This window comes from Shewanella sp. ULN5 (genome assembly GCF_030731885.1).
GTDB classification, from domain to species: Bacteria; Pseudomonadota; Gammaproteobacteria; order Enterobacterales; family Shewanellaceae; genus Shewanella; species Shewanella holmiensis.
This window is the reverse complement of sequence record NZ_JAPJEE010000007.1, coordinates 99083-121060: the sequence shown is the minus strand read 5'-3', so window position 1 is coordinate 121060 and position 21978 is coordinate 99083. Positions and strand designations below refer to the sequence as shown.

The following is a 21978-nucleotide window of genomic DNA, read 5'->3' as shown; positions in this document are numbered from 1 at the left end:
AGCTGTAGGTATTCACGTTAAGGATGACGTGGATAATATTACTAGACTCCACATCTAGGATGGATGGTGGTTTATTACATAAAGTAACTTAAAAACATGACTGAATCTTTTGCTGATCTATTTGAACAATCCCTTCAAACTCTTGAGTTCCGTCCAGGTTCTATCGTTCGTGGTACAGTTGTTGCCATCGAAAACGGTATGGTACTTGTAGACGCAGGCCTTAAGTCTGAAAGCCCAATTTCTGCTGACGAATTCAAAAACGCACAAGGCGTTTTAGAAATTCAAGTTGGTGACGAAGTTGACGTAGCGCTTGACTCTGTTGAAGATGGCTTTGGTGAGACTCAATTATCTCGCGAAAAAGCTAAGCGTCATGAAGCTTGGATCGTTCTAGAAAAAGCGTACGAAGATGCTGAAACTGTAATCGGTATCATCAATGGTAAAGTTAAAGGTGGTTTCACTGTTGAATTAAACGGTATCCGTGCCTTCTTACCAGGTTCTCTAGTTGATGTGCGCCCAGTTCGCGACACCGCTCACTTAGAGTACAAAGAATTAGAATTCAAAGTTATCAAGCTAGACCAGAAGCGCAACAACGTTGTTGTTTCTCGTCGTGCTGTTATCGAATCAGAAAGCAGTGCTGAGCGTGATGCACTTCTTGAAAATCTACAAGAAGGCCAAGCAGTTAAAGGTATCGTTAAGAACCTTACTGACTACGGTGCATTCGTAGATTTAGGTGGTGTTGACGGTCTATTACATATCACAGATATGGCATGGAAACGTGTTAAGCACCCATCTGAAATCGTTAATGTTGGTGACGAAATCAACGTTAAAGTACTTAAGTATGACCGTGAGCGTACTCGCGTATCACTAGGTCTTAAGCAACTTGGCGAAGATCCATGGTTAGAAATCAGCAAGCGCTACCCAGAAAACACACGTTTAACTGGTCGCGTAACTAACTTGACTGACTACGGCTGTTTCGTGGAAATCGAAGAAGGCGTTGAAGGTCTAGTACACGTTTCTGAAATGGATTGGACTAACAAGAACATTCACCCATCTAAAGTTGTTAACTTAGGTGATGAAGTTGAAGTGTTAGTTCTAGACATCGATGAAGAACGTCGTCGTATTTCTTTAGGCTTAAAACAGTGTAAAGTTAACCCATGGGATGACTTCGCTACTAAGTTTAACAAAGGCGACAAAGTATCAGGTAAGATCAAGTCAATCACTGACTTCGGTATCTTCATTGGTCTTGACGGCGGAATCGATGGTCTTGTTCACTTATCTGACATTTCTTGGAACGGTACTGGCGAAGATGCAGTGTCTGAATACAAGAAAGGCGATGAAATCCACGCTGTAGTTCTTTCAGTAGACCCAGAGCGTGAACGTATCAGCCTAGGTGTTAAGCAAACTGAAGATGATCCATTCAATGCATATTTAGCTGACAAGAAGAAAGGCACCGTAGTACACGGTACCGTTGCTGCTGTTGATGCTAAAGGTGTTACAGTTGAACTAGCTGAAACTGTTGAAGGTTATATCCGTGTTGCTGACATTTCTGCAGAGCGCATCGAAGATGCATCTACAGTATACTCAGTAGGTGATGCAATCGAAGCTAAGTTCATGGGTGTAGATCGTAAGAACCGTTCTATCAGCTTATCTATCAAAGCGAAAGATGAAGCTGAACAGAAAGAAGCGATTGCAACTTTGAACAAGCAAGACGATGCTGTAATCAGCAACGCAATGGCTGAAGCTTTCAAAGCAGCTCGTAAGTAATCGAAAATCGTCTGTTGTATGGGGAGTATCCCTCCCCATTAGGCGACTGTGTTTGGCTTGGAAATAGGGGATAGCTAGGATGACTAAATCTGAACTTATCGAAAAACTCGCCACCAGGCAGTCGCAACTGTCGGCGAAAGAAGTTGAAAGTGTTATCAAAGAAATGTTGGAGCAAATGGCAACAACATTAGAAACCGGTGATCGTATTGAAATCCGTGGATTTGGTAGCTTTTCTCTTCACTATCGTGCGCCACGTGTTGGCCGTAATCCTAAAACTGGAACCTCAGTTGAGTTGGAAGGCAAATATGTACCGCACTTTAAGCCGGGTAAAGAACTGCGCGAACGTGTCGATGCTGTTAATCAATGATTAACGCTTGAGTAAAAAGCCTCCAGTTGGAGGCTTTTTTGTATCTATTCAAAGTCAAAGCTGGTCAGCACAGTAAATATCTTAGATAATCATTTTATTGCTTTGTTCAAATGGAGAATCACGTGAAGTCTTTTTTCGCAATTATTATTGTAGGACTGTTGTTTATCTTAGCCTTATTATTCGGTGCTAAAAATGAACAGATAGTCACTTTAAGTTACTTTGTCGCCGAAGGTCAGTATCGTTTACCCGTTGTATTAGCTGTCGTATTTTTAACTGGATTTGTGTTGAGTTGGTTGCTTGCCAGTTTTTATATTATGCGAATGAAACTTGCTTTACGAAAGGCGAACAAAAGCCTTGCCAAATTAGGGCACGTTCAAACAGAAAATAGTAAAAGCTTAGCGGCACAGCCCCACGTGGATATCGCACCTTAAATATGCTTGAAATACTGTTTCTATTATTGCCTATCGCAGCGGGTTACGGCTGGTATATGGGGCGGAGAAGTATTCTGCAACGTGATAGTCAAAAAAGTAAAAAATTAAGCCGTGATTATTTTACGGGCTTAAACTTTTTGCTTTCAAATGAATCAGATAAAGCCGTAGATCTTTTTATTAGTATGTTAGATGTTGATGATGAAACCATAGATACACATCTCTCATTAGGCTCACTATTTCGAAAACGTGGCGAAGTTGACCGCTCGATTCGTATTCACCAAAATTTAATTGCCAGACCACACTTAACCACAGAGCAGCGTGATATTGCGATGATGGAATTAGGTAAAGACTATATGGCAGCAGGTTTTTACGATCGCGCCGAAGAAATTTTTCTTAACTTGGTTAATCAAGAAGACCATAGTGAAGAAGCTGAGGCACAATTGATTTCTATTTATCAAGTCACTAAAGAGTGGCAAAACGCCATTAACGTGACCCAAAAGCTTCCCAAAAAACGTCAACAGGTGTTTAAATGCACCACAGCGCATTTTTATTGCCAGCTCGCAGATGAAACATCTGATACACAAATTAAAATCCAAAAGTTACATTCTGCAATTAAGCAGGATGAAAATTGTGGTCGCGCCTGGTTAGCTCTGGCAAACATATACTTAGATAGTCTTCAGTTTAAAGAATGCAAACAAGCGCTGGTACAATTGTTAAATGCGGATCTCGCACTTTTCCCTGATTGTATAAATATCGCTAAACAGGTTTACCGCCAAACATCAGATTGCGATGGTTATGAAAAGTTGCTCAGTGAAGCATTAGCTAAAGGCGCAGGTGCAACGATTGCTATTGCATTAGCGGAACATCAAATTAGCAAAGATAACAGTGAAAATGCCGAAGCTATGATGCTGGATAATCTATATCGACACCCAACAATGAAAGGGTTTCAGCATTTAATGAAACTCCATATTCAACAAGCTGAAAATGGCAAGGCTAAGCAAAGTTTAGCTATGCTTGAAAAGTTAGTAGAACAGCAAATTAAATATCGCCCAAGTTATCGTTGCCACGAGTGTGGTTTTCCTGCACATGCTTTGTATTGGCATTGCCCATCATGTAAGCAGTGGGGCAGTATAAAACGTATTAAAGGGTTAGACGGAGAATAGTTTACTTCTCTGTAATTACAGAACATAAATCAATATTATTTAAAAGCACTAGATGTTTAAGTTGGAGACAGTATGACGGATAAACCGATTGTTGTGGCATTAGATTACGACAACAAAGCTGATGCCTTAACGCTTATCGATAAATTAGACCCTGCAATGTGTCGATTAAAGATTGGCAAAGAGATGTTTACTTTGTTCGGACCAACATTAGTTAAGGATATCCATAATCGTAATTTCGATTTGTTTTTAGATTTAAAGTTTCATGATATCCCTAATACGGTTGCTAAAGCAGTCAGTGCTGCTGCAGACTTAGGCGTTTGGATGACAAACGTCCATGCTAGTGGTGGCTTAGCCATGATGCAAGCAGCCAAAAATGCACTAAAATCACACGGCAAAGATGCACCATTATTAATCGCCGTAACGGTTTTAACCTCAATGTCAGATGAAGATTTGGCGTTACTTGGTATCAATGTGCCTGCATTCGAACATGTATTACGCTTGGCTAAACTGACACATCAAGCGGAGTTAGATGGTGTAGTTTGTTCGGCTCAAGAAGCAAAATTGCTAAAATCTACTTTTGGTGAAGATTTTAAGTTAGTGACTCCTGGAATACGCCCAGCGGGAAGTGACGCTGGTGATCAACATCGCATTATGACACCGCCACAAGCTATCGCTGTCGGCTCAGATTATTTGGTGATTGGTAGACCTATTACCAAAGCTGTTGACCCATTAGCGGCATTGACGGCAATTCATCAATCGTTACAAACTCAAGTTTAAGTTTTTATCGACTCACTGCATTTTTATAAGGATTAAATATGTTTGATTATACTAACCAGAACGTTGTTGTGGTCGGTGGTACCTCAGGTATTAACTTACAAGTTGCAGTGAGCTTTGCCAACGCTGGGGCCAATGTGGCTGTTGCCAGCAGAAATATTGAGAAAGTGAATGCTGCTGTGGCATTATTAAAACAAGCTAACCCAAACGGCAACCACCTTGGTGTCAGTTTTGATGTGCGTGATGAACTCGCTTTAGCACAAGGTTTTACTATTATTGCAAAATCATTTGGCCATATTAATGTACTAGTCAGTGGCGCCGCAGGTAACTTCCCCGCCAGTGCAGCCAAACTCTCTAATAACGGTTTTAAATCTGTTATCGATATTGATCTCATTGGTAGTTTTCAAGTGTTAAAGCAAGCTTATTCGTTACTTAAGCGCCCAAATGCTTCTATCATTCAAATTTCAGCCCCACAAGCCTATATCGCAATGCCACTTCAAGCACATGTTTGTGCAGCTAAAGCCGGGGTTGATATGTTAACTAGAACCTTAGCAATTGAATGGGGAATCGAAGGCGTTAGAATTAACTCTATTGTGCCAGGCCCTATCGCTGACACTGAAGGTTTTAATCGATTAGCGCCCAACGATGCTTTGCAGCAAAAAGTTGCCTCAAGTGTGCCATTACAACGCAATGGTCAGAAACAAGACATTGCTAACGCCGCATTGTTTTTAGCTTCAGATATGGCCTCTTATATTACAGGTGTAGTTTTACCTGTAGATGGCGGTTGGTCTTTGGGTGGCGCCAGTATCGCAATGACCGAATTAGGCAGCATGGCTGTAAAACAGGGTTTATAATTAAGGATTTACTATGGCGAATGCATTACAAGAACAGTTACTTAAAGCCGGTTTAGCCAGCAAACAAAAAGTAAAAAATGCTAGAACACAACAGCGTAGAGATAAAAAAGCAAAAGTTGATGATGGCAGTGCAGCATTGAAACAACAAATTGCGGAACAAAAATTACAGCAAGCGAATAAAGACAAACAATTAAATGAACAGCGATTTAAAGAGGCAACAGAAAAAGGCCAAGTAAAAGGTTTAATTACCGAATTTACACGCTTTGCCATTTCATTGCCTAAAGAGGCTGAAACTAAGTTTAATTATACGTTAGAAAACAAAATCTATTCTGTTTACATTAACGACAAAATTCAAGCTCAACTGCTTAATGGGTCGTTAGGTATTATACGTTATGAAGACAAGAGCTATTTAGTACCACATAAACTGGCTGTTAGAGTTCAGCTTTTAGTGCCTCAGTGGTGTGGCTATCTTTGGGATGAAACGGCAAATAATGCGGTAGAGCAGGTAAGTGATGCAGATGATCCCTATGCCGACTATGCGATTCCAGATGATTTAATGTGGTAATCAACATGCTTGTTAAAGCCTCACATTGTGAGGCTTTTTAATCTTTGATGTGCTGTAATACTAATACTTGCTGACAATATGCTAACTGGTGACGGATAGGATCTAGCAGTTGCGAGGCTTTCAAATCGACCAAAAACCAATTCGACAACTTATCCTCAGGAGTTTGGTTATAAAACAATTTTTCACATTTTAGCAGCTTATGTTGAGTCGCTGCGGTCAACCAATAATGAATATCGAGCGATGCTAAATTTTTTAAAATAGTTAATTGTTCTTCATAGTCATTTGGACGTTGAGCTTGAATTTTCAATCTTGAAATCTGGCTTGGATCTATTTCTTCATTTTCTGAGCTCTTGCCAGCTCCCAATAGTATGGCAAAAGGATCATCAATAAATTGTTGCGAACTCTCATGTAAAACAGTCGGCTGAATATATAACTCAGGCCAATACAAATGAGGATGAGTGAGGGCAATACCCAAGGCTATTCTTCGTTCTCCAAGCCAATTGTGTACCATGCAGGGTAGTGTTTCAGAAGCAGCCATATTTTCACAGCGGGCCAATGATGGCAAAAGAGACATTCGCATTAAAGAAACGTGTTTTGAGATCACCGCCAACATAACCGCTGTGGTTAACCCAGACGATGGCCAACAATCAATCTGACTAACTAGGCTTTGTGCCACAGTGGTGAGTATTTCAACAAATGCTTGATCATTTTCGCTTCTATCAACGGTAAAAGCTTCACTTACACCAGCATAGGGACCATTACAAATATTAATGGTGTTGGTGTGCACGGTTGCGTTAAAAGTGATGGTTGCACCATCGTTGCAGGGGGACCAATCACCATCTGCATTGCCGATTATGGTTGCACGTTCAAGCGAGTGGTATAGCGGTGTTAAAGACATCATGTTTTCTATAGATTCAATCACTGACTCTATTCTAACCCAAAAGGTGAATTAGAATAAACCTGAGAGGGTAACTTACCACTCATTAATAAAAAAATGTGTTTCGCATCGTTTATTACAGAGTTTGTTCTTGTATTCATCTCGTAATTTATATAAATTTAAACAACTGTTTTAATTATTCGTTTGAGAGACTGATATGAACCCTTACCAAGCGCCGTTAAAGGACATGCAATTTTTGTTAGAAGACGTATTTGAGGCAACAAGTACGTGGCAACAATTGCCAGAACTATCTGAAATGGTCGATATTGACACTGCGCTTGCTATTTTAGACGAAGCCAGCAAAATCAGCCGTGATCTTATTCATCCTTTAAACAGAACAGGTGATGAGCAAGGGGTCGTACACGAGGGTGATAACATCATTACCCCAGATGGGTTTAAAGAGGTTTATACGCAATTCTCAGAAGGCGGCTGGGTCGGTTTATGTGGCGACGCTGAATTTGGTGGTATGGGAATGCCAAAAATGCTGGGTATTCTTGTGGATGAGATGGGATATAGCGCCTGTAATTCATTCGTCCTTTATAGCTCACTTACCGCCGGTGCCGCGCTGTGTATTAATGCTCATGCGAATGAAGAATTAAAAAACACTTATTTACCCAACCTTTACTCTGGTCAATGGGCTGGTGCAATGGATATGACAGAGCCTCATGCAGGTTCAGATCTGCGTGGTATTCGCACCAAAGCAGTACCTCAAGATGATGGGAGCTATGCCATTACGGGTAACAAAATCTTTATTACTGGCGGCGATCAAGATTTAACAGAAAACGTCATTCACCTTGTGTTAGCAAAATTGCCCGACTCTAAAGGTATTTCACTATTTCTTGTACCTAAAATTAAAGTGAACAAGGATGGCAGTCTTGGAGAATCAAATGGCGTAACTGTAGGGTCCATTGAGCATAAAATGGGCTTAAAAGCATCGGCTACCTGTGTGATGAATTACGATAGCGCCATTGGTTACTTAGTTGGTGAGCCTGAACGTGGTTTAGTTTGTATGTTCACTATGATGAATTACGAGCGTTTGGCAATTGGCATTCAAGGCTTAGGTAACGCACAAGCGGCTTATCAAATGGCAAGTGAATATGCAAAAGAGCGTTTACAAGGTGTTGCTGCTGGTGTTAAACCAACTGGTGTGTCTGATCCAATTATTGTACATGGTGACGTTAGACGTATGTTGTTAACCATTAGAGCAATGACTGAAGCGGGTCGTGCGTTGTCGGTATTAACAGGTAAGCAATTAGATTTAGCAAAATACGCTGAAGGTGATGTTAAAGCTAAAGCAGCACAATATGTAGGATTGTTGACACCAGTTGCCAAGGCATTTTTAACTGATAGGGGTTTAGATGCCACTATTATGGCTCAACAAGTCTTTGGCGGTCATGGCTATATTCGTGAAACTGGTATCGAGCAGTTTGTAAGAGATACTCGTATTGCACAAATTTACGAAGGCACTAATGGTATTCAAGCTATCGACTTTTTAGGCCGAAAAGTCACGGGAGATAACCTTGAGACACTCACACTATTCGTTAATGAATCCATTCACACGCTAAACCAGTTAACGCATGTTAAACCTGAACATGTTGAAGTTGTTACCTTAAGACTTAATGCGCTTTTAACCACTGCGACCTATATCAATGATAATAAATTATCTCAACCCGCATTGATTAATGCCTGTGCGGTAGACTTTTTAGATGCATTTGGCTACACCTTGTATGGTTACTTCTGGTTAATTATGGCAGACAAATCTACCGATAACGTTGATACTGATTTTGCAACTCAAAAGCGTTATCTGTGTGATTTTTATATTGATAAATTATTAGTTAAAGCTGATTATCATTTAGCGCAAGTCAATAATGGTGATGCTTCGATTATGCAAATGCCAGCAGAGATGTTCTAAATTCAACCAATTTAACTTAGTACAAACAGACAATAAAAAAGCACCATTTTGGTGCTTTTTTATTGTCTAAGTTTGAGCTAAATCAACATAACAAGTGTTTTCTAACTTGTCTCTCACTCGGACATGCGATTGAATTTCGGTGTTACTTGCAGAAAATTTAATTTTTCGCAGCCAAAACTTTATGATGCTTAGATAAAATGGTGAGTCATTTCTCAAGATCATTTAGATAAAGGTTTAATCATCATTTGCGGGTGTTGTACTAAAGGTATATCCATTAAACCTTGTAATAATACTGCCGAAAAGGGCGCTTTTTGTTTGCGTTTGATTTGTGGACTTAAGCCATTTTCTATCAACACAAATAAATACGTTTTGCCGTTTGAAGCAACGAACTGCCCAGCCAAATTTGCGACACCCAACATACTGCCCGTTTTCGCCATAACCTTGTTTTTTAATGGTGGTTTGTTGAAATATCGCTTGTATCTTAATGTACCGCTTTTACCGGCCACAGGAAAACTATTGAGAAGAAATTGATAACTAGGATCAGTTGCGATGACTTTCAATACCGACATAACGTGTTCAGCAGATAATAAATTATAACGTGACAAGCCTGATCCATCCGCGACATTGGCGATCCTTAAATCAATACCAAGATCTTGCAACATAGCAATAAACGCTTTGGTGGTTTGATTAAAATTTAATGGGTGATTAAAATATTTTTCTGCACTGGTACGTAATAAAGCTTCTGCCATTAAATTATCAGATTTGAGTAACATTTCATCAATCAATTCGGTAAGCGGCGCTGATAAGTGCTGTGCAATGATGGTTAATTCTGTTGGATTTCGTGGTTTTGACTCAACAATTATTTGACCGTTAACACTAATATTATGCTTTTTGAAAATGCTGTTAACTACATTTACCGCATATCCTTGCGGCTCACTAACCGCAATTGCCAAAGGCAGCGATTTAGCCCCAGAATAACAGCCTTTGAGTATAAAGTGATTACTGTCTTTACGTGACAGCTGCAGATCACAAGGTACTTCTCTTTGATTGGTTTGTGTATACACCGCTTCACTTTCAACATAGATAGGTCTTTTACCCATCACTTTTAATGTTGCAGTGTTATTGACTCCATTAGCACTAAGACGGGCAAAAACGCAGTTTTTATCTATGATAAAACTCGACAAAGGCGCAGCATAACAAATACCTAAATCATCCCACACCCAACCAGGTGCTTGAAGTTGATCTTGTTGATGGCCGATTAAATGAATGTCACCATTAATTTGCTTCACTCCAGCCTTTGATAAATGTGATATCAAATCAGTCAAATCACCCTGTTTTAAAGTAGGATCACCCGAGAATTCAACATAAACATTATCATCCAAAATGCCATTTACAACGGCTAAAGGCTTTTCGGTATATAAACTGGTTTGATAGCGGAAAGATTGACCAAGCTGTTTTGCACTCACTAATGCGGTCAGTATTTTTTGAATGCTAGCAGGATTCATCAGTGCATCTGCGTTTTGTTGATAGACATTTCTATTATCACTTAAATCCCAAATGCTGAGCGCCACTAAAGACTGGTTCGGAGTGATAAAATCCATCAATGCCATAACATGTTGTTGATCTTCGGGCGGTAACATTGCTGATGATTCAGCTGAATGAACAAGGGTTAACGAAAAACTAGCAGTTGTTAATAACAAATAAGGGAATATGAAACGGCTAATATTAGCTAAACGCATAATGATACTAAGTTTGAACAACATAACCACTAAATTACGTCATATTGTTGCGTTTTGAAATGCTTTGCATCAAATAAACATTAAATGCGTTTTTACTTAACCAATGACACAAATGCATATAAATTAGGCGTTAGGTGCGCTTGTTTGATGTGTTTTATCAGAAATTTCTTGCTCATTAGATGTTAAATCGGTACTTTCTATGCCAATTTATTCATCATTCGAGTTAGCGAGATGCCTCATTTAACAATACGCGGAGTGAGTCCGTACATTGCCGAGAACATAAGCGACTCACTATTTGAACAGTTATCAAATATCTGCGGTAACACGAGAAATAGTTATACGCTAGAGTTATTAGCATCAAAACAATTCACAGGTACTACACCTTTTTTGAAATTCGTTTTGGTTGAGATATTTTGGTTTCCCCGTGAGAAACCCATTCAAGATGCTGTCGAATGCGCTATTCGCGATGCCCTAACAACAGCGGACGATTCAATTAAAGATATCGCTGTTATGTTTCACGTATTAGATCGTGAACGTTACTATCGCAATGGTAAACATTTTTAAGGAGGTAGCCTTGCTGGATAAGCTAGGTGGAATTTCACTATCACCTGATGCACTCAGTTGGTTATTAACGCCCGAAAATTTCAAAAATACGTTAATGAACCACATTGCTTCAGCTAAACAATCAATTTATATCGCGGCTTTGTATCTTGAAGATGATGAAGCTGGCAGAGAAGTACTGCAAGCACTTCTGGATGCTAAAGCGCGTAATCCTGAGTTAGATGTTAAAGTCCTTGTTGACTATCATCGCGCTCGGCGCGGATTAATTGGCCAAAAAGGTGACAGTGGTAATTATATTTTATATCGCAAAGCCATTGCTGAAGCTAAATACCCAATTGACATTTTGGGTGTACCAGTTAAGTCTCGTGAATTTATGGGTGTCCTTCATTTAAAAGGATTCATCATCGATGACACTGTGATTTACAGTGGTGCAAGTATTAATAATATTTATATGCAACAGGGCGATAAATATCGTTTTGATCGCTACCATGTTATCAAGAGTGCTGAACTCGCTAAAAGCATGCGTGGCATGATCCAGAAGTTTATCAGTAATGATCCTGCTGTAGCTGCATTAACTCAACCCGCTGACACTGAAGTTGTTGGTGAGAAAAATGACATTCGCAGTTTTAAAGGTCGTTTAGCTCAAGCAAAATATGAGTATGTGTCAACTCGTACGGGAAATCGAGTTACGCCGTTAATTGGCTTAGGTAAAAAAGATAATTTACTAAACCAAGCGGTTATTGATTTAGTTGATAGTGCAACAAAGCATTTATTCATCTGTACGCCTTACTTTAATCCCCCAGCAGCCTTGTCCAAAGTCATCACTAAAAAGTTAAAAGAGGGGATTAAAGTTGATATTGTCGTTGGCGATAAAACCGCGAACGATTTTTATATCCCACCCGAAAAAGATTTTTCAACTATCGGGGCTTTGCCGTATATGTATGAGCAATCTTTACGTAAGTTTGCTAAACGTCAACAATGGGCTATAGAGACGGGTTTACTCAACATCTATTTATGGAAACATGAACATAATTCCTATCACCTAAAAGGAATTAGTTGTGACAACAAGAAACATTTGATCACGGGTTCTAATCTAAACCCAAGAGCTTGGGCGCTTGATCTTGAAAATGGCTTACTATTGCATGACGAATCGGGAAGCTGGAAACAGCAATTTACAGATGAACAAGCGCATATTTTGCAACACACTGAAAGGCTTTTTCATTACAGCCAATTAGATTCTTTGCGAACTTACCCTCAACCGGTTCAAAAAATTATGAATCGTATTCGGCGATTAAAAGCAGACTTTTTGCTTAAACGTATTTTATAATAGCATAATAATTTTTACAAAATCATCACTGTCAACAGTGATGATTTTTTCATTACATGAGCTAAGGTTATGACTGACAAGTCAATAGCATCACCGCACGCCGTCCACCAGTTATATCAGTATAGAAAATCACTATCAACAAAGCCTTTTGGCGCCAGAGGCAAAAAGCTCATTCGCTGTGATTTATGCTTACTTGGCGTGCAATTCTGTACCTGCCATCTTCGTCGAACACTTAATTCAACACTCAGTTTTATGTTGATAATGTATGATGATGAAGTACTAAAACCCACTAATTCCGGTAGATTAATTGCTGATTTGATTCCTGACACACATGCATTTTTGTGGAATAGAACCGAGCCAGCACCAGAAATGCTAGCTTTACTCGAAAGTGATCTTTACCAACCTTATTTGATTTTTCCTGAGCAATACATTGAAAATGATCAATCAGTTATTCGTCAGATAACTAATGAAAATTTATCCAACAAGCGACCATTACTGGTGATGTTGGATGGTAGTTGGCGTGAAGCAATCAAAATGTACCGTAAAAGTCCTTACCTACAAAAGATGCCAGTGCTATCTTTCGCGCCAGAAATGTTAGCGACTTATGCATTACGTAAAGGCAGTCATGAATTCCAATTGGGTACGGCTGAAGTTGCGGCGTTAGCAATTGAAGCCGCAGGCGAGCGTCTTAACGGTGTCGTGCTTCAAAAGTGGTTTGATTTGTTTGTTGAATCTTCATTACTTGGCCGAAATCGTCGAGCCAAAGAAACACTTACACCCATTATCGAGTTTGAAATGCAGTATCAAAATGCTCTGCAGGCAGCTAAATAAGTGCTTTGAACGACTAAATTATTCGCGATTAGCCTATAGAAGCAGTAAGATAAAGACAGTTAATGAGATTTTATTTCTTCCAAGGACAATTAAAGCCATGAGTGATGGAGCCACTAACCAAGGTTCAAATAGTGTTAATCATAAATTGGTGATCCTATACAGACTTGAGCCTGGATGTTTGGGACCTGATGGTATAGATCATATAGAAGTGTTTTGTATTATTGCCCAGAAGGCATTGCAATCACTTAATGCTGATATTTGTCAGTGGCAGTTGACCCCAAGATTTGATAAAAGCCTAGATGAAGCACAATACAGTCTAGCGGGTAAAATTCTAACCAAAGACAAAGCGACTAAATACGTTCAAGCCTGTAATGCAGAACTTAGTCAACTAGAAGAATTTTTTGAAGATAAATTAACTGAATTGATCAATAAATATATTGCGAGGAAACACCCCTCTACTGAATAGACGATGACATTAGGATAACCCATGTTTGAACATCAGAACCGCGCCACTTTATCAATTCAGTTACAACAGTTTTTTGGTTTTGATTCATTTAGGGAAGGGCAGTTAACCACGATCCAGCAAGTCATTGACGGTCATTCCACCCTAGCTATATTTCCAACCGGCTCTGGTAAGTCTTTGTGTTATCAACTGAGTGCGCTGAATTTACCCCACGTCACCTTAGTTATTTCACCACTATTAGCATTAATTCAAGATCAACTGTTATTTTTGAAGTCAAAAGGTATTCACGCCGCGAGTATTGATTCCAGTTTAAATCAACAACAAATTCAATCTGTGATGCAATCGGTCAAACAAGGTGATTGCAAAATTTTAATGGTTTCCGTTGAACGTTTTAAAAACGAGCGATTTAGACAATTTCTAACACAAATAACTATATCTCAACTTGTGGTTGATGAAGCGCATTGTATTTCAGAGTGGGGACACAATTTTAGGCCTGATTATTTAAAAATCCCCCAAATTTGTCGTACATACGCTATTCCCCAAGTGCTATTACTGACCGCCACAGCAACTAAGAAAGTTAAAATGGACATGTGTGCTCGGTTTGATATTGAACCGCAACATGTAGTGCAAACGGGGTTTTATCGTAATAACCTTAATTTACAAATTCAGCCTGTGGTTCAAGCTAATAAAAATATTACTTTATCTGGCAATATTAGCCGCCTAGTGGGCAGTGGTATTGTTTATGTTACGCTTCAACAGACTGCTGAGCAGGTTGCTCAATATCTTCAAGTCGCGGGCGTTAATGCCTGTGCCTACCATGCTGGAATGGATACCGAAACAAGGCAACGAATTCAGCAACAATTTATGTCCAATCAAGTGCAAGTGATTGTAGCAACCATCGCATTTGGTATGGGGATTGATAAATCAGACATACGTTTTGTGATTCATTATGATTTACCCAAATCGATTGAGAATTACAGCCAAGAAATTGGCCGTGCCGGACGAGATGCTCAGCCATCAACTTGTATCACCTTAGCGAATTTAGATGGTTTAAACACCCTCGAAAACTTTGTATATGCAGATACCCCTGATTTAGTAGATATTGAATCATTACTTAATATCATTAAACAGGAAACCGATAAAACAGGCACATGGGAGATGCAAGAATTAGCGCTTTCAAAAGCCTGTAACATTAAAACCTTGCCATTAAAAACGTTATTAGTGCAACTTGAATTACAGGACATCATAGCCCCCAGCTTTGCCTATTTTGCCGATTTTAAATATCAACTTTTAGTCGAAAAATCTGAACTGCTTAGCCGTTTTAACCCATCTAGGGCCGATTTTTTGCAACATATTTTTGATCATACCCAGTTTAAAAAGATCTGGGGCCAATTAGATTTTGATGGTCTACATCAAGCAACACAAGCTCCTCGCGCAAAGATTGTTGCAGCATTGGAATATTTAGCAGAGCAAGATCTGATTATTTTAGAAACAAAAAAAATGACCCAGGTATTTCATGTTAATATGGTCAACCTTGCTCAGCATTCAATTGCAGAACAAATGCAGCGTTACTTTAAAGATAAACAAAATAAAGAAATCCAACGTATAGCCCAATTGGTACGTTTTTTTGAGCTAGAGTCTTGTTTATCACATAACTTAGCCCGCTATTTTGATGATAAAAATGCTCCAATCTATTGCCAACATTGTAGTGTGTGTGATGGATTACCAGCAAAGTTACCAATAACTCAAATTAACCAAGTCATTGACGATGTTAAACTGAAACACTATATCGACGAATTGAAACAACACGTTGCCAGTAAAAATATCACTGTTACCCATAACACAATCATTAAATTTTTAGCGGGTATGAGTGTGCCGATTTTTGCTAGATTGAAGGTGAAAAATTTAGCTGGGCATGGTGCGTTAAGTGAATGGCGCTATCAAGATATCGCTAATGCTATAAACACTTTGGAGGATAAATGACTACTGATAGTGATGAATTACTTAAGAAACATTCTAATTTGATCCACAGCGAGGGGGTAACTGTTGAATCGCATACTCAACGCGAGCAAGGAGAATGGTTTTTACAAACTTTGATGGTAAAAGGCTATGACGTACCTTTTAAGTATCGTCGTAATAAAAAATATAAAAACTTAACAGGCCAAAAAGTCAATTTAACCTATTACCCAAGAGAGGAAACCATCGCGGGTTTCAAAGTTGAAACCATGCAAGTAGTGCGTGTAAGAAGGTTTTAACCAAAACTAAAATTTAGCTCGGCGTTGAAGCCGAGCTAATAGAAATAGTGATACCTAATATTACTTACTGAAAGTAAAAGGGCCATCAGCGCGCCATATACGATATCGTAATTCAGTATTTTCAGGTAAGTAGTATATTTTTGGTAAACGACTATCGTAATTTACCTTAATGCTCTCTCCTAACATGACAAATTGGGTTGTTTTAGGTTCAGTGCACATCATCATTGTACTTGGGCCTGACATGATCTTATCTACTTTTACATAATCATAACCCCAGCCTTCAAGAGTGACTTTTTGCACTTCACCCATTAATCTGTGTCGATTACAATCAACAAGTTTATTTTGACCAATTTGAATCTCTATCAGAAAATCTTCTTCATTTGCTAATTTCGGTAACGTTATAACATGTTGTTGCATGCCCTCTGCCGCGACAGGAAACATGCTAATTTGATCTGAGGTACTCGGCTGAGTGCCAGTAAATATTTCGGCTTGAATCGAAGGAGTATTAAGTTGCTCTTGTTTTACAGGACTTGTAGCCATTGCACTTCCAGACACAGCAAAACCCAATCCAATCAATCCAGCAATAATATGTGATCTTTTAAGCATAAATACCTCTGTAGAAAGCCTTAATTTTTAAAGACTTTTAAATGATTTCATTCAGTAAAGATAAGTGTAAACGTAATTAATAATGAAAAGGGTTAAATTTTTTTAAAATTAATCTCAATTTTTGATTGTTTATAATTTTGAGACAATTACGTAAATTGGCAATAACATATTACAGGTAAACATTTGTTTTCCTGCAACAAGTATGACATAACATGGTGATAAGATTTAACATGACGAAAGATATTCTTAGGCAATCGTAGATGATACAACATAACCAAAATATAGAACAAACTGCAGATATACTGAGATTAGCAGTGCCGAAAATGACAGATCTTAATATTCCTGTCACCCCTGAAAATTATGCAATCTGGTACGATTATTTCGCAGAAACAAACTTAAACTTAAAACGTGCCATTGATGGGTTAATTGCGAATAAAGTCGTCTTTACACATAACGTGAATGCGGGGCTTTATAATCGATTTATTGAAGAGCGTAGTCCAGAAATTATCGAAAACGTACAAATTGAAACCCAAATTCTGATCAAAAGTCTATTCAATAAAATTGATGAAATAACGGAAGGCACAAGTTCATTTGGTGACAACTTGCATCAATTTGGTGACCAATTACAGCAAAATCCAACAGCTGAAGTGCTCAGTGATTTAGTATTAAATTTAGTGGCAGAGGTCGATCAGGTCATCGCCGACAATGCCAAGATGAAAGCCGATTTATCTACCCTTGGCGAAGAGCTTTATAATCTTAAAGGTGAAATGGATAACTTAAGCAAAGTCGCAATGACAGATGAATTAACCTCGTTAAATAACCGTCGAGCTTATGAGACCTTCGCATTGGAACAGCTCACGCGCTTTCAAGAAGCACAGGTTGATTGTTGTTTACTGTTAATTGATATTGATCACTTTAAAATTTTCAACGATACCTATGGCCATCTTATTGGTGATAAGGTGTTAGCCTACGTTGCGCTTGCGCTTAAGAATGCGGTTAAAGGGGATGACTTTGTCGCACGCTATGGTGGTGAAGAGTTCATTATCATGCTGCCTGACACTAAAATAGCAGACGCATTAATGGTCGCTGAAAAATTACGTGAACGTATTTGTGCAAAACAATTAACCATAGGTAAAGAAACCAAACAAAACTTAGGGCATATCACAGTCTCTATTGGTGTTTCAAAGTTCAAAACAGGCGATGATCTGGACACTTTACTGGCAAGGGCAGATAAACAACTGTATCTGGCAAAATCAGATGGTAGGAATTGTGTGAAGTATTATCAAGAATGATAAATTATCAGGCAGGTATCGATCGATTTCTGCCTAACCTTTTGGCCTCGTATAGTGCTTTATCGGCATCATTAATCAGCTGATCACTGGTTAAATTTTGCTGATATTCCTTGATACCGATACTGACAGTGACTTTAATATCTTCATCATCAAGACTAACCGTCTTTTGAAAAACAGCGCACCTTAATCGTTCGGCCACATCAAAAGCCTCAGCTTGATCTGTTTGTGCCAGAATAAACAAAAACTCTTCACCTCCCCAACGTGCTACATAATCCGTTTCTCTAAGTGATGCTTTAAACACTTGTGATAATTCAGTGAGCACAGCATCTCCAGCGCTATGGCCGTACTTATCGTTTACCAGCTTAAAAAAATCAATATCACATAATAAAATGGAGAATGACTTGGAAATATTTGCCACAGCCATTTTTTTATTCAATTTACGTTGGGCATCACGACGGTTATGTAATCCCGTTAAATCATCATAATGGGCTAAATGGTGTAATTTTTGATTTAATTCCAGTGCATTGTTATAAAGCTGACTTCTTGAATATTCATACAAAGCGGATAAAAAGCTGATTGTCAGAAACGAGTAAAGTAAACGCAGTTTAAATTCGATCGGGTAAATGGCATGGGCGTAAACTGATTGCGGAATAAACATGATTAAGCAAATCAGCAAAACAAAAACGGTGATATTTATCAAGCCTCGGCGTAAGCCATGTACATACAAAGATACAGGAGGAACAATAAAAATCCATAACGGGCCAGTAGAGGCAACGCCTCCAGAATAAACAAGATACAGCATCAAAGCATAAAGTGAATAAATAATGATGTAAGAACTTAATTTTACATGGTTTTTATTGTTAACCAAATAAAAAGCAACCCCATATACAGCACTGGCAAATAGTAAACTGATTGCAAGTGTGATGTTTGCATTCTTAATTGCAAAACACATCATGAGAAAGGTGATTGACATGCCAACTAACGAAAACAAGGCGATGACACGAGCTTGCTGGAGCTCACCAAAACGTTGCAATTTACTCTGGTTTTTTATGCTCAATGATATTCCTTATCAATGCTGTATTTATCTCAATAGTATCATCGAGATTCATATTGGCAAATGGTTGTTTTATGTCGTGAAATTTACATAAAAAATATCAATTCCCGAGTAGTTATCCGTCGTTTACAGTCTTTCAACGCGCATTAAACCTTGGTTAATAGATATCAGATATTCAATCAGTTAGAATTCGTGCCATTAATATAGACATTACTTTAGCAAGGGTAGAGAGCATTTATGACACAAGACGTATTTTTCCCCATAGGAACACCTGGACAGCCTTGGAATGAACATGAAAAGGCTCAATGGCTTGAGCAAGTGACCATTAAGCGTAGTTATCATGATGAGGTAGTAAGCCAGTTTTCTTATTTAACCGATATTTTTGAAATGGTTAATTATGGAGCCCTTGATTTTGATCCCGTAAAATACCCATTGTTTGCCTTCAAATCTAAAAACTGGGATGACAATAAAAAAACCATTTTAGTGACCGGTGGTGTTCATGGTTATGAAACCAGTGGTGTGCATGGTGCTATCCAATTTTTAAAAACAAAAGCCTCTTTTTATCATTCATTTTTTAATATTGCTGTAGCCCCTTGTGTCAGCCCATGGGGATACGAAACAATCAATCGTTGGAATCCTTATGCTGTTGATCCCAATCGCTCATTTTATGCCAACAGTCCAGCCAATGAGTCGGCCGCATTAATGTCGTTTGTCGCAACACTGGGTGATATTTATGCCCATATTGATTTACATGAGACAACTGATACTGATGAGTTAGAATTTCGTCCTGCGCTTTCAGCTCGTGATGGTAAAAACTACGAAAAGGGACTAATTCCGGATGGGTTTTATCTAGTCGGGGATTCTGATAATCCTAGCCCTGAGTTTCAAAAAGCCATTATTGAATCAGTGCAAAAAATTACCCATATTGCCCCGGATGACGATGGTGAATTAATCGGCGTTGCGATAGAGCAGTTTGGAGTCATTAATTATCCAACTAAAAAACTGGGTTTATGTGCCGGAATGACAAATAATCATTTCAATACCACCACAGAGGTTTATCCTGACAGTCCTTTGGTTACCACACAGGAATGTAACGACGCTCAGGTAGCAGCAATTACCGGAGCCCTGGATTACATCATTGATTACCTGAAGTAATTCATTTAGATACCAACGCTAAAGCGAATTAACTTTGCTTTAGTGTTGAATTGATTATTTTGCTGTATTGCTTTATTTGCCATCATTTCACTCAATATCATTGTTTATCTTCAAAGCTGGGCTTTTGGTTGATACCTCAAGCAAAAATCTCTATAATGCAGCGCTTATTTTTGCTTCATTTTTAATATTTTTTTGTCTATGCCTTGCATGGTGCAGGTCATTATTTTGTCAACTATGCTTGCTAAAGTACGGCATTCGCAGACAACCCGATTTGGAATTTCATTTTGATTACTACAGCTAATATCACAATGCAGTTTGGTGCAAAGCCACTGTTTGAAAACATCTCTGTTAAATTTGGTGGCGGAAATCGCTACGGTTTAATTGGCGCAAATGGTTGTGGTAAATCCACCTTTATGAAAATTCTTGCTGGCGATTTAGAGCCATCAAGCGGTAACGTATCGTTAGATGTTAACGAGCGTATGGGTAAATTGAATCAGGACCAATTTGCTTATGAATCCTTCTCGGTTGTTGATACGGTCATCATGGGCCACCGTGAACTGTGGAAAGTGAAACTTGAGCGCGATCGTATTTACTCGCTTCCTGAAATGAGTGAAGAAGACGGCATTAAAGTTGCTGAACTTGAAATGGAATTTGCAGAAATGGATGGTTACACCGCAGAATCTCGTGCGGGTGACCTACTATTAGGTGTTGGTATTGGTACTGATCAACACTTTGGTTTAATGAGTGAAATTGCACCTGGTTTCAAATTACGTGTGTTATTGGCTCAAGCACTTTTCTCTGACCCAGATTTACTGCTGCTTGACGAACCTACCAACAACTTGGACATTGATACCATTCGTTGGTTACAAGACATGCTAAACCAACGTAACAGCACCATGATCATCATTTCGCATGACCGTTACTTCCTAAACTCAGTTTGTACTCACATGGCTGACTTAGATTACGGAGCATTACGTGTTTACCCAGGTAACTATGATGAATACATGATGGCAGCGCAGCAAGCGCGTGAACGTTTGCAATCTGATAATGCCAAGAAAAAAGCCCAAATTGCGGAACTACAAACATTCGTCGCGCGTTTCTCTGCTAATGCTTCAAAAGCAAAACAGGCAACATCTCGTGCCAAGCAAATTGATAAAATCAAACTTGATGAGATTAAAGCATCAAGTCGTGTCAATCCGTTTATTCGTTTTGAACAAGAAAAGAAACTATTCCGTAATGCATTAATCGTTGAAAATCTTGCTAAAGGCTATGATGCGCCATTATTCAGCAACTTAAACTTAATGGTTGAAGTCGGTGAGCGTATTGCTATTTTAGGTGAAAACGGTATAGGTAAAACAACCTTACTACGTACTTTAGTTCACGACATCCCGCAGGATGAAGGGACAATTCAATGGTCTGAAAACTCCAACATTGGTTATTATGCACAGGATCATGAAGCTGACTTTGCTAACGACATGACCTTGTTCGAGTGGATGAGCCAATGGCGTAAAGAAAATGACGATGATCAATCGGTACGTGGCATTTTAGGTCGTATGCTATTTGGATCAGACGACATTAAAAAGTCAGTTAAAGTTTTATCTGGTGGTGAAAAAGGGCGCATGTACTTTGGTAAACTTATCATGCAAAAACCTAATATTCTATTGCTCGACGAACCGACTAACCACATGGACATGGAATCGATTGAGTCATTGAATAATGCATTAGAACTTTACGAAGGCACTTTGATCTTCGTATCACACGACCGTGCATTTGTGTCATCTTTGGCTACACGTATTATTGAAATCACCTCAAAAGGTATTAATGACTTTAAAGGAACATATGATGAGTTCCTTGCAAGTAAAGGTATTGAAGGCTAATTCCGGCTCTTGAAAATGAACAAGCCCTGAACGAAAGTTCGGGGCTTTTTG

General features: G+C 38.9%; 21 protein-coding genes. 17 read left to right on the top strand and 4 right to left on the bottom strand.

Translation table 11 applies throughout. The features are described from left to right. The first annotated feature begins 96 nt into the window (after positions 1-96). The 7 genes from rpsA to ORI98_RS08965 all read left to right on the top strand — a co-directional run bounded on the left by rpsA (position 97) and on the right by ORI98_RS08965 (position 5918). The gene (gene rpsA, locus ORI98_RS08995; protein ID WP_188839695.1) at positions 97-1764 is read left to right on the top strand and encodes a 30S ribosomal protein S1; all 1668 of its coding nucleotides are present in this window, start codon (positions 97-99) and stop codon (positions 1762-1764) included. A gap of 79 nt (positions 1765-1843) precedes the next feature. Further along, complete coding sequence (gene ihfB / locus ORI98_RS08990; RefSeq protein ID WP_261298198.1) at positions 1844-2131, top strand: integration host factor subunit beta; 288 nt, start codon at positions 1844-1846, stop codon at positions 2129-2131. Between the two features lie 122 nt (positions 2132-2253). Next, complete coding sequence (locus ORI98_RS08985) at positions 2254-2562, top strand: LapA family protein (protein ID WP_306135002.1); 309 nt, start codon at positions 2254-2256, stop codon at positions 2560-2562. A gap of 2 nt (positions 2563-2564) precedes the next feature. After that, positions 2565-3725, top strand: a complete 1161-nt coding sequence (gene lapB, locus ORI98_RS08980; RefSeq protein ID WP_306135001.1) for a lipopolysaccharide assembly protein LapB — start codon at positions 2565-2567, stop codon at positions 3723-3725. A 72-nt stretch (positions 3726-3797) separates the two neighbouring features. Continuing rightward, a complete protein-coding gene (pyrF, locus tag ORI98_RS08975; protein ID WP_261298195.1) occupies positions 3798-4502 on the top strand; it encodes an orotidine-5'-phosphate decarboxylase in 705 nt (234 codons plus the stop codon). A 38-nt stretch (positions 4503-4540) separates the two neighbouring features. After that, entirely contained in the window at positions 4541-5353 is an 813-nt protein-coding gene (locus ORI98_RS08970) for an SDR family oxidoreductase (protein WP_306135000.1), read from the top strand. A gap of 13 nt (positions 5354-5366) precedes the next feature. Further along, a complete protein-coding gene (locus ORI98_RS08965; RefSeq protein ID WP_306134999.1) occupies positions 5367-5918 on the top strand; it encodes a DUF2058 domain-containing protein in 552 nt (183 codons plus the stop codon). A gap of 37 nt (positions 5919-5955) precedes the next feature. Here the strand turns inward: ORI98_RS08965 and ORI98_RS08960 are convergent, their stop codons facing one another. Beyond that, on the bottom strand, positions 5956-6840 hold the full coding sequence (locus ORI98_RS08960) for a hypothetical protein (protein WP_306134998.1): 885 nt from the start codon (positions 6838-6840) through the stop codon (positions 5956-5958). 172 nt (positions 6841-7012) lie between these two features. Between ORI98_RS08960 and ORI98_RS08955 the strand changes: the two genes are divergently transcribed. Then, on the top strand, positions 7013-8767 hold the full coding sequence (locus tag ORI98_RS08955; protein WP_261298191.1) for an acyl-CoA dehydrogenase family protein: 1755 nt from the start codon (positions 7013-7015) through the stop codon (positions 8765-8767). 218 nt (positions 8768-8985) lie between these two features. Here the strand turns inward: ORI98_RS08955 and dacB are convergent, their stop codons facing one another. Then, positions 8986-10506: a D-alanyl-D-alanine carboxypeptidase/D-alanyl-D-alanine-endopeptidase gene (gene dacB / locus ORI98_RS08950; protein WP_261298190.1), complete on the bottom strand. Its 1521-nt coding sequence runs from the start codon at positions 10504-10506 to the stop codon at positions 8986-8988. A gap of 231 nt (positions 10507-10737) precedes the next feature. Between dacB and ORI98_RS08945 the strand changes: the two genes are divergently transcribed. From ORI98_RS08945 to ORI98_RS08920, 6 genes are all read left to right on the top strand, one after another. Continuing rightward, positions 10738-11070 (top strand): DUF1904 domain-containing protein, encoded by a 333-nt coding sequence (locus tag ORI98_RS08945; RefSeq protein WP_261298189.1) that lies wholly within the window; start codon positions 10738-10740, stop codon positions 11068-11070. A gap of 10 nt (positions 11071-11080) precedes the next feature. Continuing rightward, positions 11081-12394: a CDP-diacylglycerol--serine O-phosphatidyltransferase gene (gene pssA, locus ORI98_RS08940; protein ID WP_306134997.1), complete on the top strand. Its 1314-nt coding sequence runs from the start codon at positions 11081-11083 to the stop codon at positions 12392-12394. 69 nt (positions 12395-12463) lie between these two features. Then, positions 12464-13225, top strand: coding sequence for a tRNA-uridine aminocarboxypropyltransferase (locus ORI98_RS08935; protein WP_306134996.1), 762 nt, complete (start codon positions 12464-12466; stop codon positions 13223-13225). A gap of 97 nt (positions 13226-13322) precedes the next feature. Further along, entirely contained in the window at positions 13323-13691 is a 369-nt protein-coding gene (locus tag ORI98_RS08930; RefSeq protein WP_261298186.1) for a hypothetical protein, read from the top strand. A gap of 21 nt (positions 13692-13712) precedes the next feature. Beyond that, the gene (locus tag ORI98_RS08925; RefSeq protein ID WP_261298185.1) at positions 13713-15671 is read left to right on the top strand and encodes an ATP-dependent DNA helicase RecQ; all 1959 of its coding nucleotides are present in this window, start codon (positions 13713-13715) and stop codon (positions 15669-15671) included. Further along, positions 15668-15943: a hypothetical protein gene (locus tag ORI98_RS08920; RefSeq protein ID WP_261298184.1), complete on the top strand. Its 276-nt coding sequence runs from the start codon at positions 15668-15670 to the stop codon at positions 15941-15943. Before ORI98_RS08925 ends, ORI98_RS08920 begins: the two co-directional genes overlap by 4 nt. Positions 15944-16003: 60 nt before the next feature. Here ORI98_RS08920 and eco read toward each other — a convergent pair whose 3' ends face one another. Continuing rightward, positions 16004-16549, bottom strand: coding sequence for a serine protease inhibitor ecotin (eco, locus tag ORI98_RS08915; protein WP_306134995.1), 546 nt, complete (start codon positions 16547-16549; stop codon positions 16004-16006). Between the two features lie 260 nt (positions 16550-16809). Between eco and ORI98_RS08910 the strand changes: the two genes are divergently transcribed. Beyond that, the gene (locus tag ORI98_RS08910) at positions 16810-17841 is read left to right on the top strand and encodes a GGDEF domain-containing protein (RefSeq protein WP_261298182.1); all 1032 of its coding nucleotides are present in this window, start codon (positions 16810-16812) and stop codon (positions 17839-17841) included. Between the two features lie 7 nt (positions 17842-17848). On the opposite strand, the gene ORI98_RS08905 is transcribed toward ORI98_RS08910, so the two are convergent. Then, positions 17849-18898, bottom strand: coding sequence for a GGDEF domain-containing protein (locus tag ORI98_RS08905; protein ID WP_306134994.1), 1050 nt, complete (start codon positions 18896-18898; stop codon positions 17849-17851). Between the two features lie 234 nt (positions 18899-19132). On the opposite strand from ORI98_RS08905, the gene ORI98_RS08900 reads away from it, so the two are divergent. Then, on the top strand, positions 19133-20050 hold the full coding sequence (locus ORI98_RS08900; protein WP_306134993.1) for a M14 family metallocarboxypeptidase: 918 nt from the start codon (positions 19133-19135) through the stop codon (positions 20048-20050). 284 nt (positions 20051-20334) lie between these two features. Then, complete coding sequence (locus tag ORI98_RS08895; protein WP_261298179.1) at positions 20335-21927, top strand: ABC-F family ATPase; 1593 nt, start codon at positions 20335-20337, stop codon at positions 21925-21927. The last annotated feature ends 51 nt before the right edge of the window (positions 21928-21978 follow it).

Coding starts and splice junctions, on each gene's coding strand:
- ihfB (WP_261298198.1), top strand. CDS start 1,844: ATGACTAAATCTGAACTTATCGAAAAACTCGCCACCAGGCAGTCGCAA.
- rpsA (WP_188839695.1), top strand. CDS start 97: ATGACTGAATCTTTTGCTGATCTATTTGAACAATCCCTTCAAACTCTT.
- ORI98_RS08935 (WP_306134996.1), top strand. CDS start 12,464: ATGACTGACAAGTCAATAGCATCACCGCACGCCGTCCACCAGTTATAT.
- lapB (WP_306135001.1), top strand. CDS start 2,565: ATGCTTGAAATACTGTTTCTATTATTGCCTATCGCAGCGGGTTACGGC.
- ORI98_RS08945 (WP_261298189.1), top strand. CDS start 10,738: ATGCCTCATTTAACAATACGCGGAGTGAGTCCGTACATTGCCGAGAAC.
- ORI98_RS08965 (WP_306134999.1), top strand. CDS start 5,367: ATGGCGAATGCATTACAAGAACAGTTACTTAAAGCCGGTTTAGCCAGC.
- ORI98_RS08925 (WP_261298185.1), top strand. CDS start 13,713: ATGTTTGAACATCAGAACCGCGCCACTTTATCAATTCAGTTACAACAG.
- ORI98_RS08900 (WP_306134993.1), top strand. CDS start 19,133: ATGACACAAGACGTATTTTTCCCCATAGGAACACCTGGACAGCCTTGG.
- pyrF (WP_261298195.1), top strand. CDS start 3,798: ATGACGGATAAACCGATTGTTGTGGCATTAGATTACGACAACAAAGCT.
- ORI98_RS08930 (WP_261298186.1), top strand. CDS start 13,323: ATGAGTGATGGAGCCACTAACCAAGGTTCAAATAGTGTTAATCATAAA.
- ORI98_RS08910 (WP_261298182.1), top strand. CDS start 16,810: ATGATACAACATAACCAAAATATAGAACAAACTGCAGATATACTGAGA.
- eco (WP_306134995.1), bottom strand. CDS start 16,549: ATGCTTAAAAGATCACATATTATTGCTGGATTGATTGGATTGGGTTTT.
- dacB (WP_261298190.1), bottom strand. CDS start 10,506: ATGCGTTTAGCTAATATTAGCCGTTTCATATTCCCTTATTTGTTATTA.
- ORI98_RS08920 (WP_261298184.1), top strand. CDS start 15,668: ATGACTACTGATAGTGATGAATTACTTAAGAAACATTCTAATTTGATC.
- ORI98_RS08970 (WP_306135000.1), top strand. CDS start 4,541: ATGTTTGATTATACTAACCAGAACGTTGTTGTGGTCGGTGGTACCTCA.
- ORI98_RS08955 (WP_261298191.1), top strand. CDS start 7,013: ATGAACCCTTACCAAGCGCCGTTAAAGGACATGCAATTTTTGTTAGAA.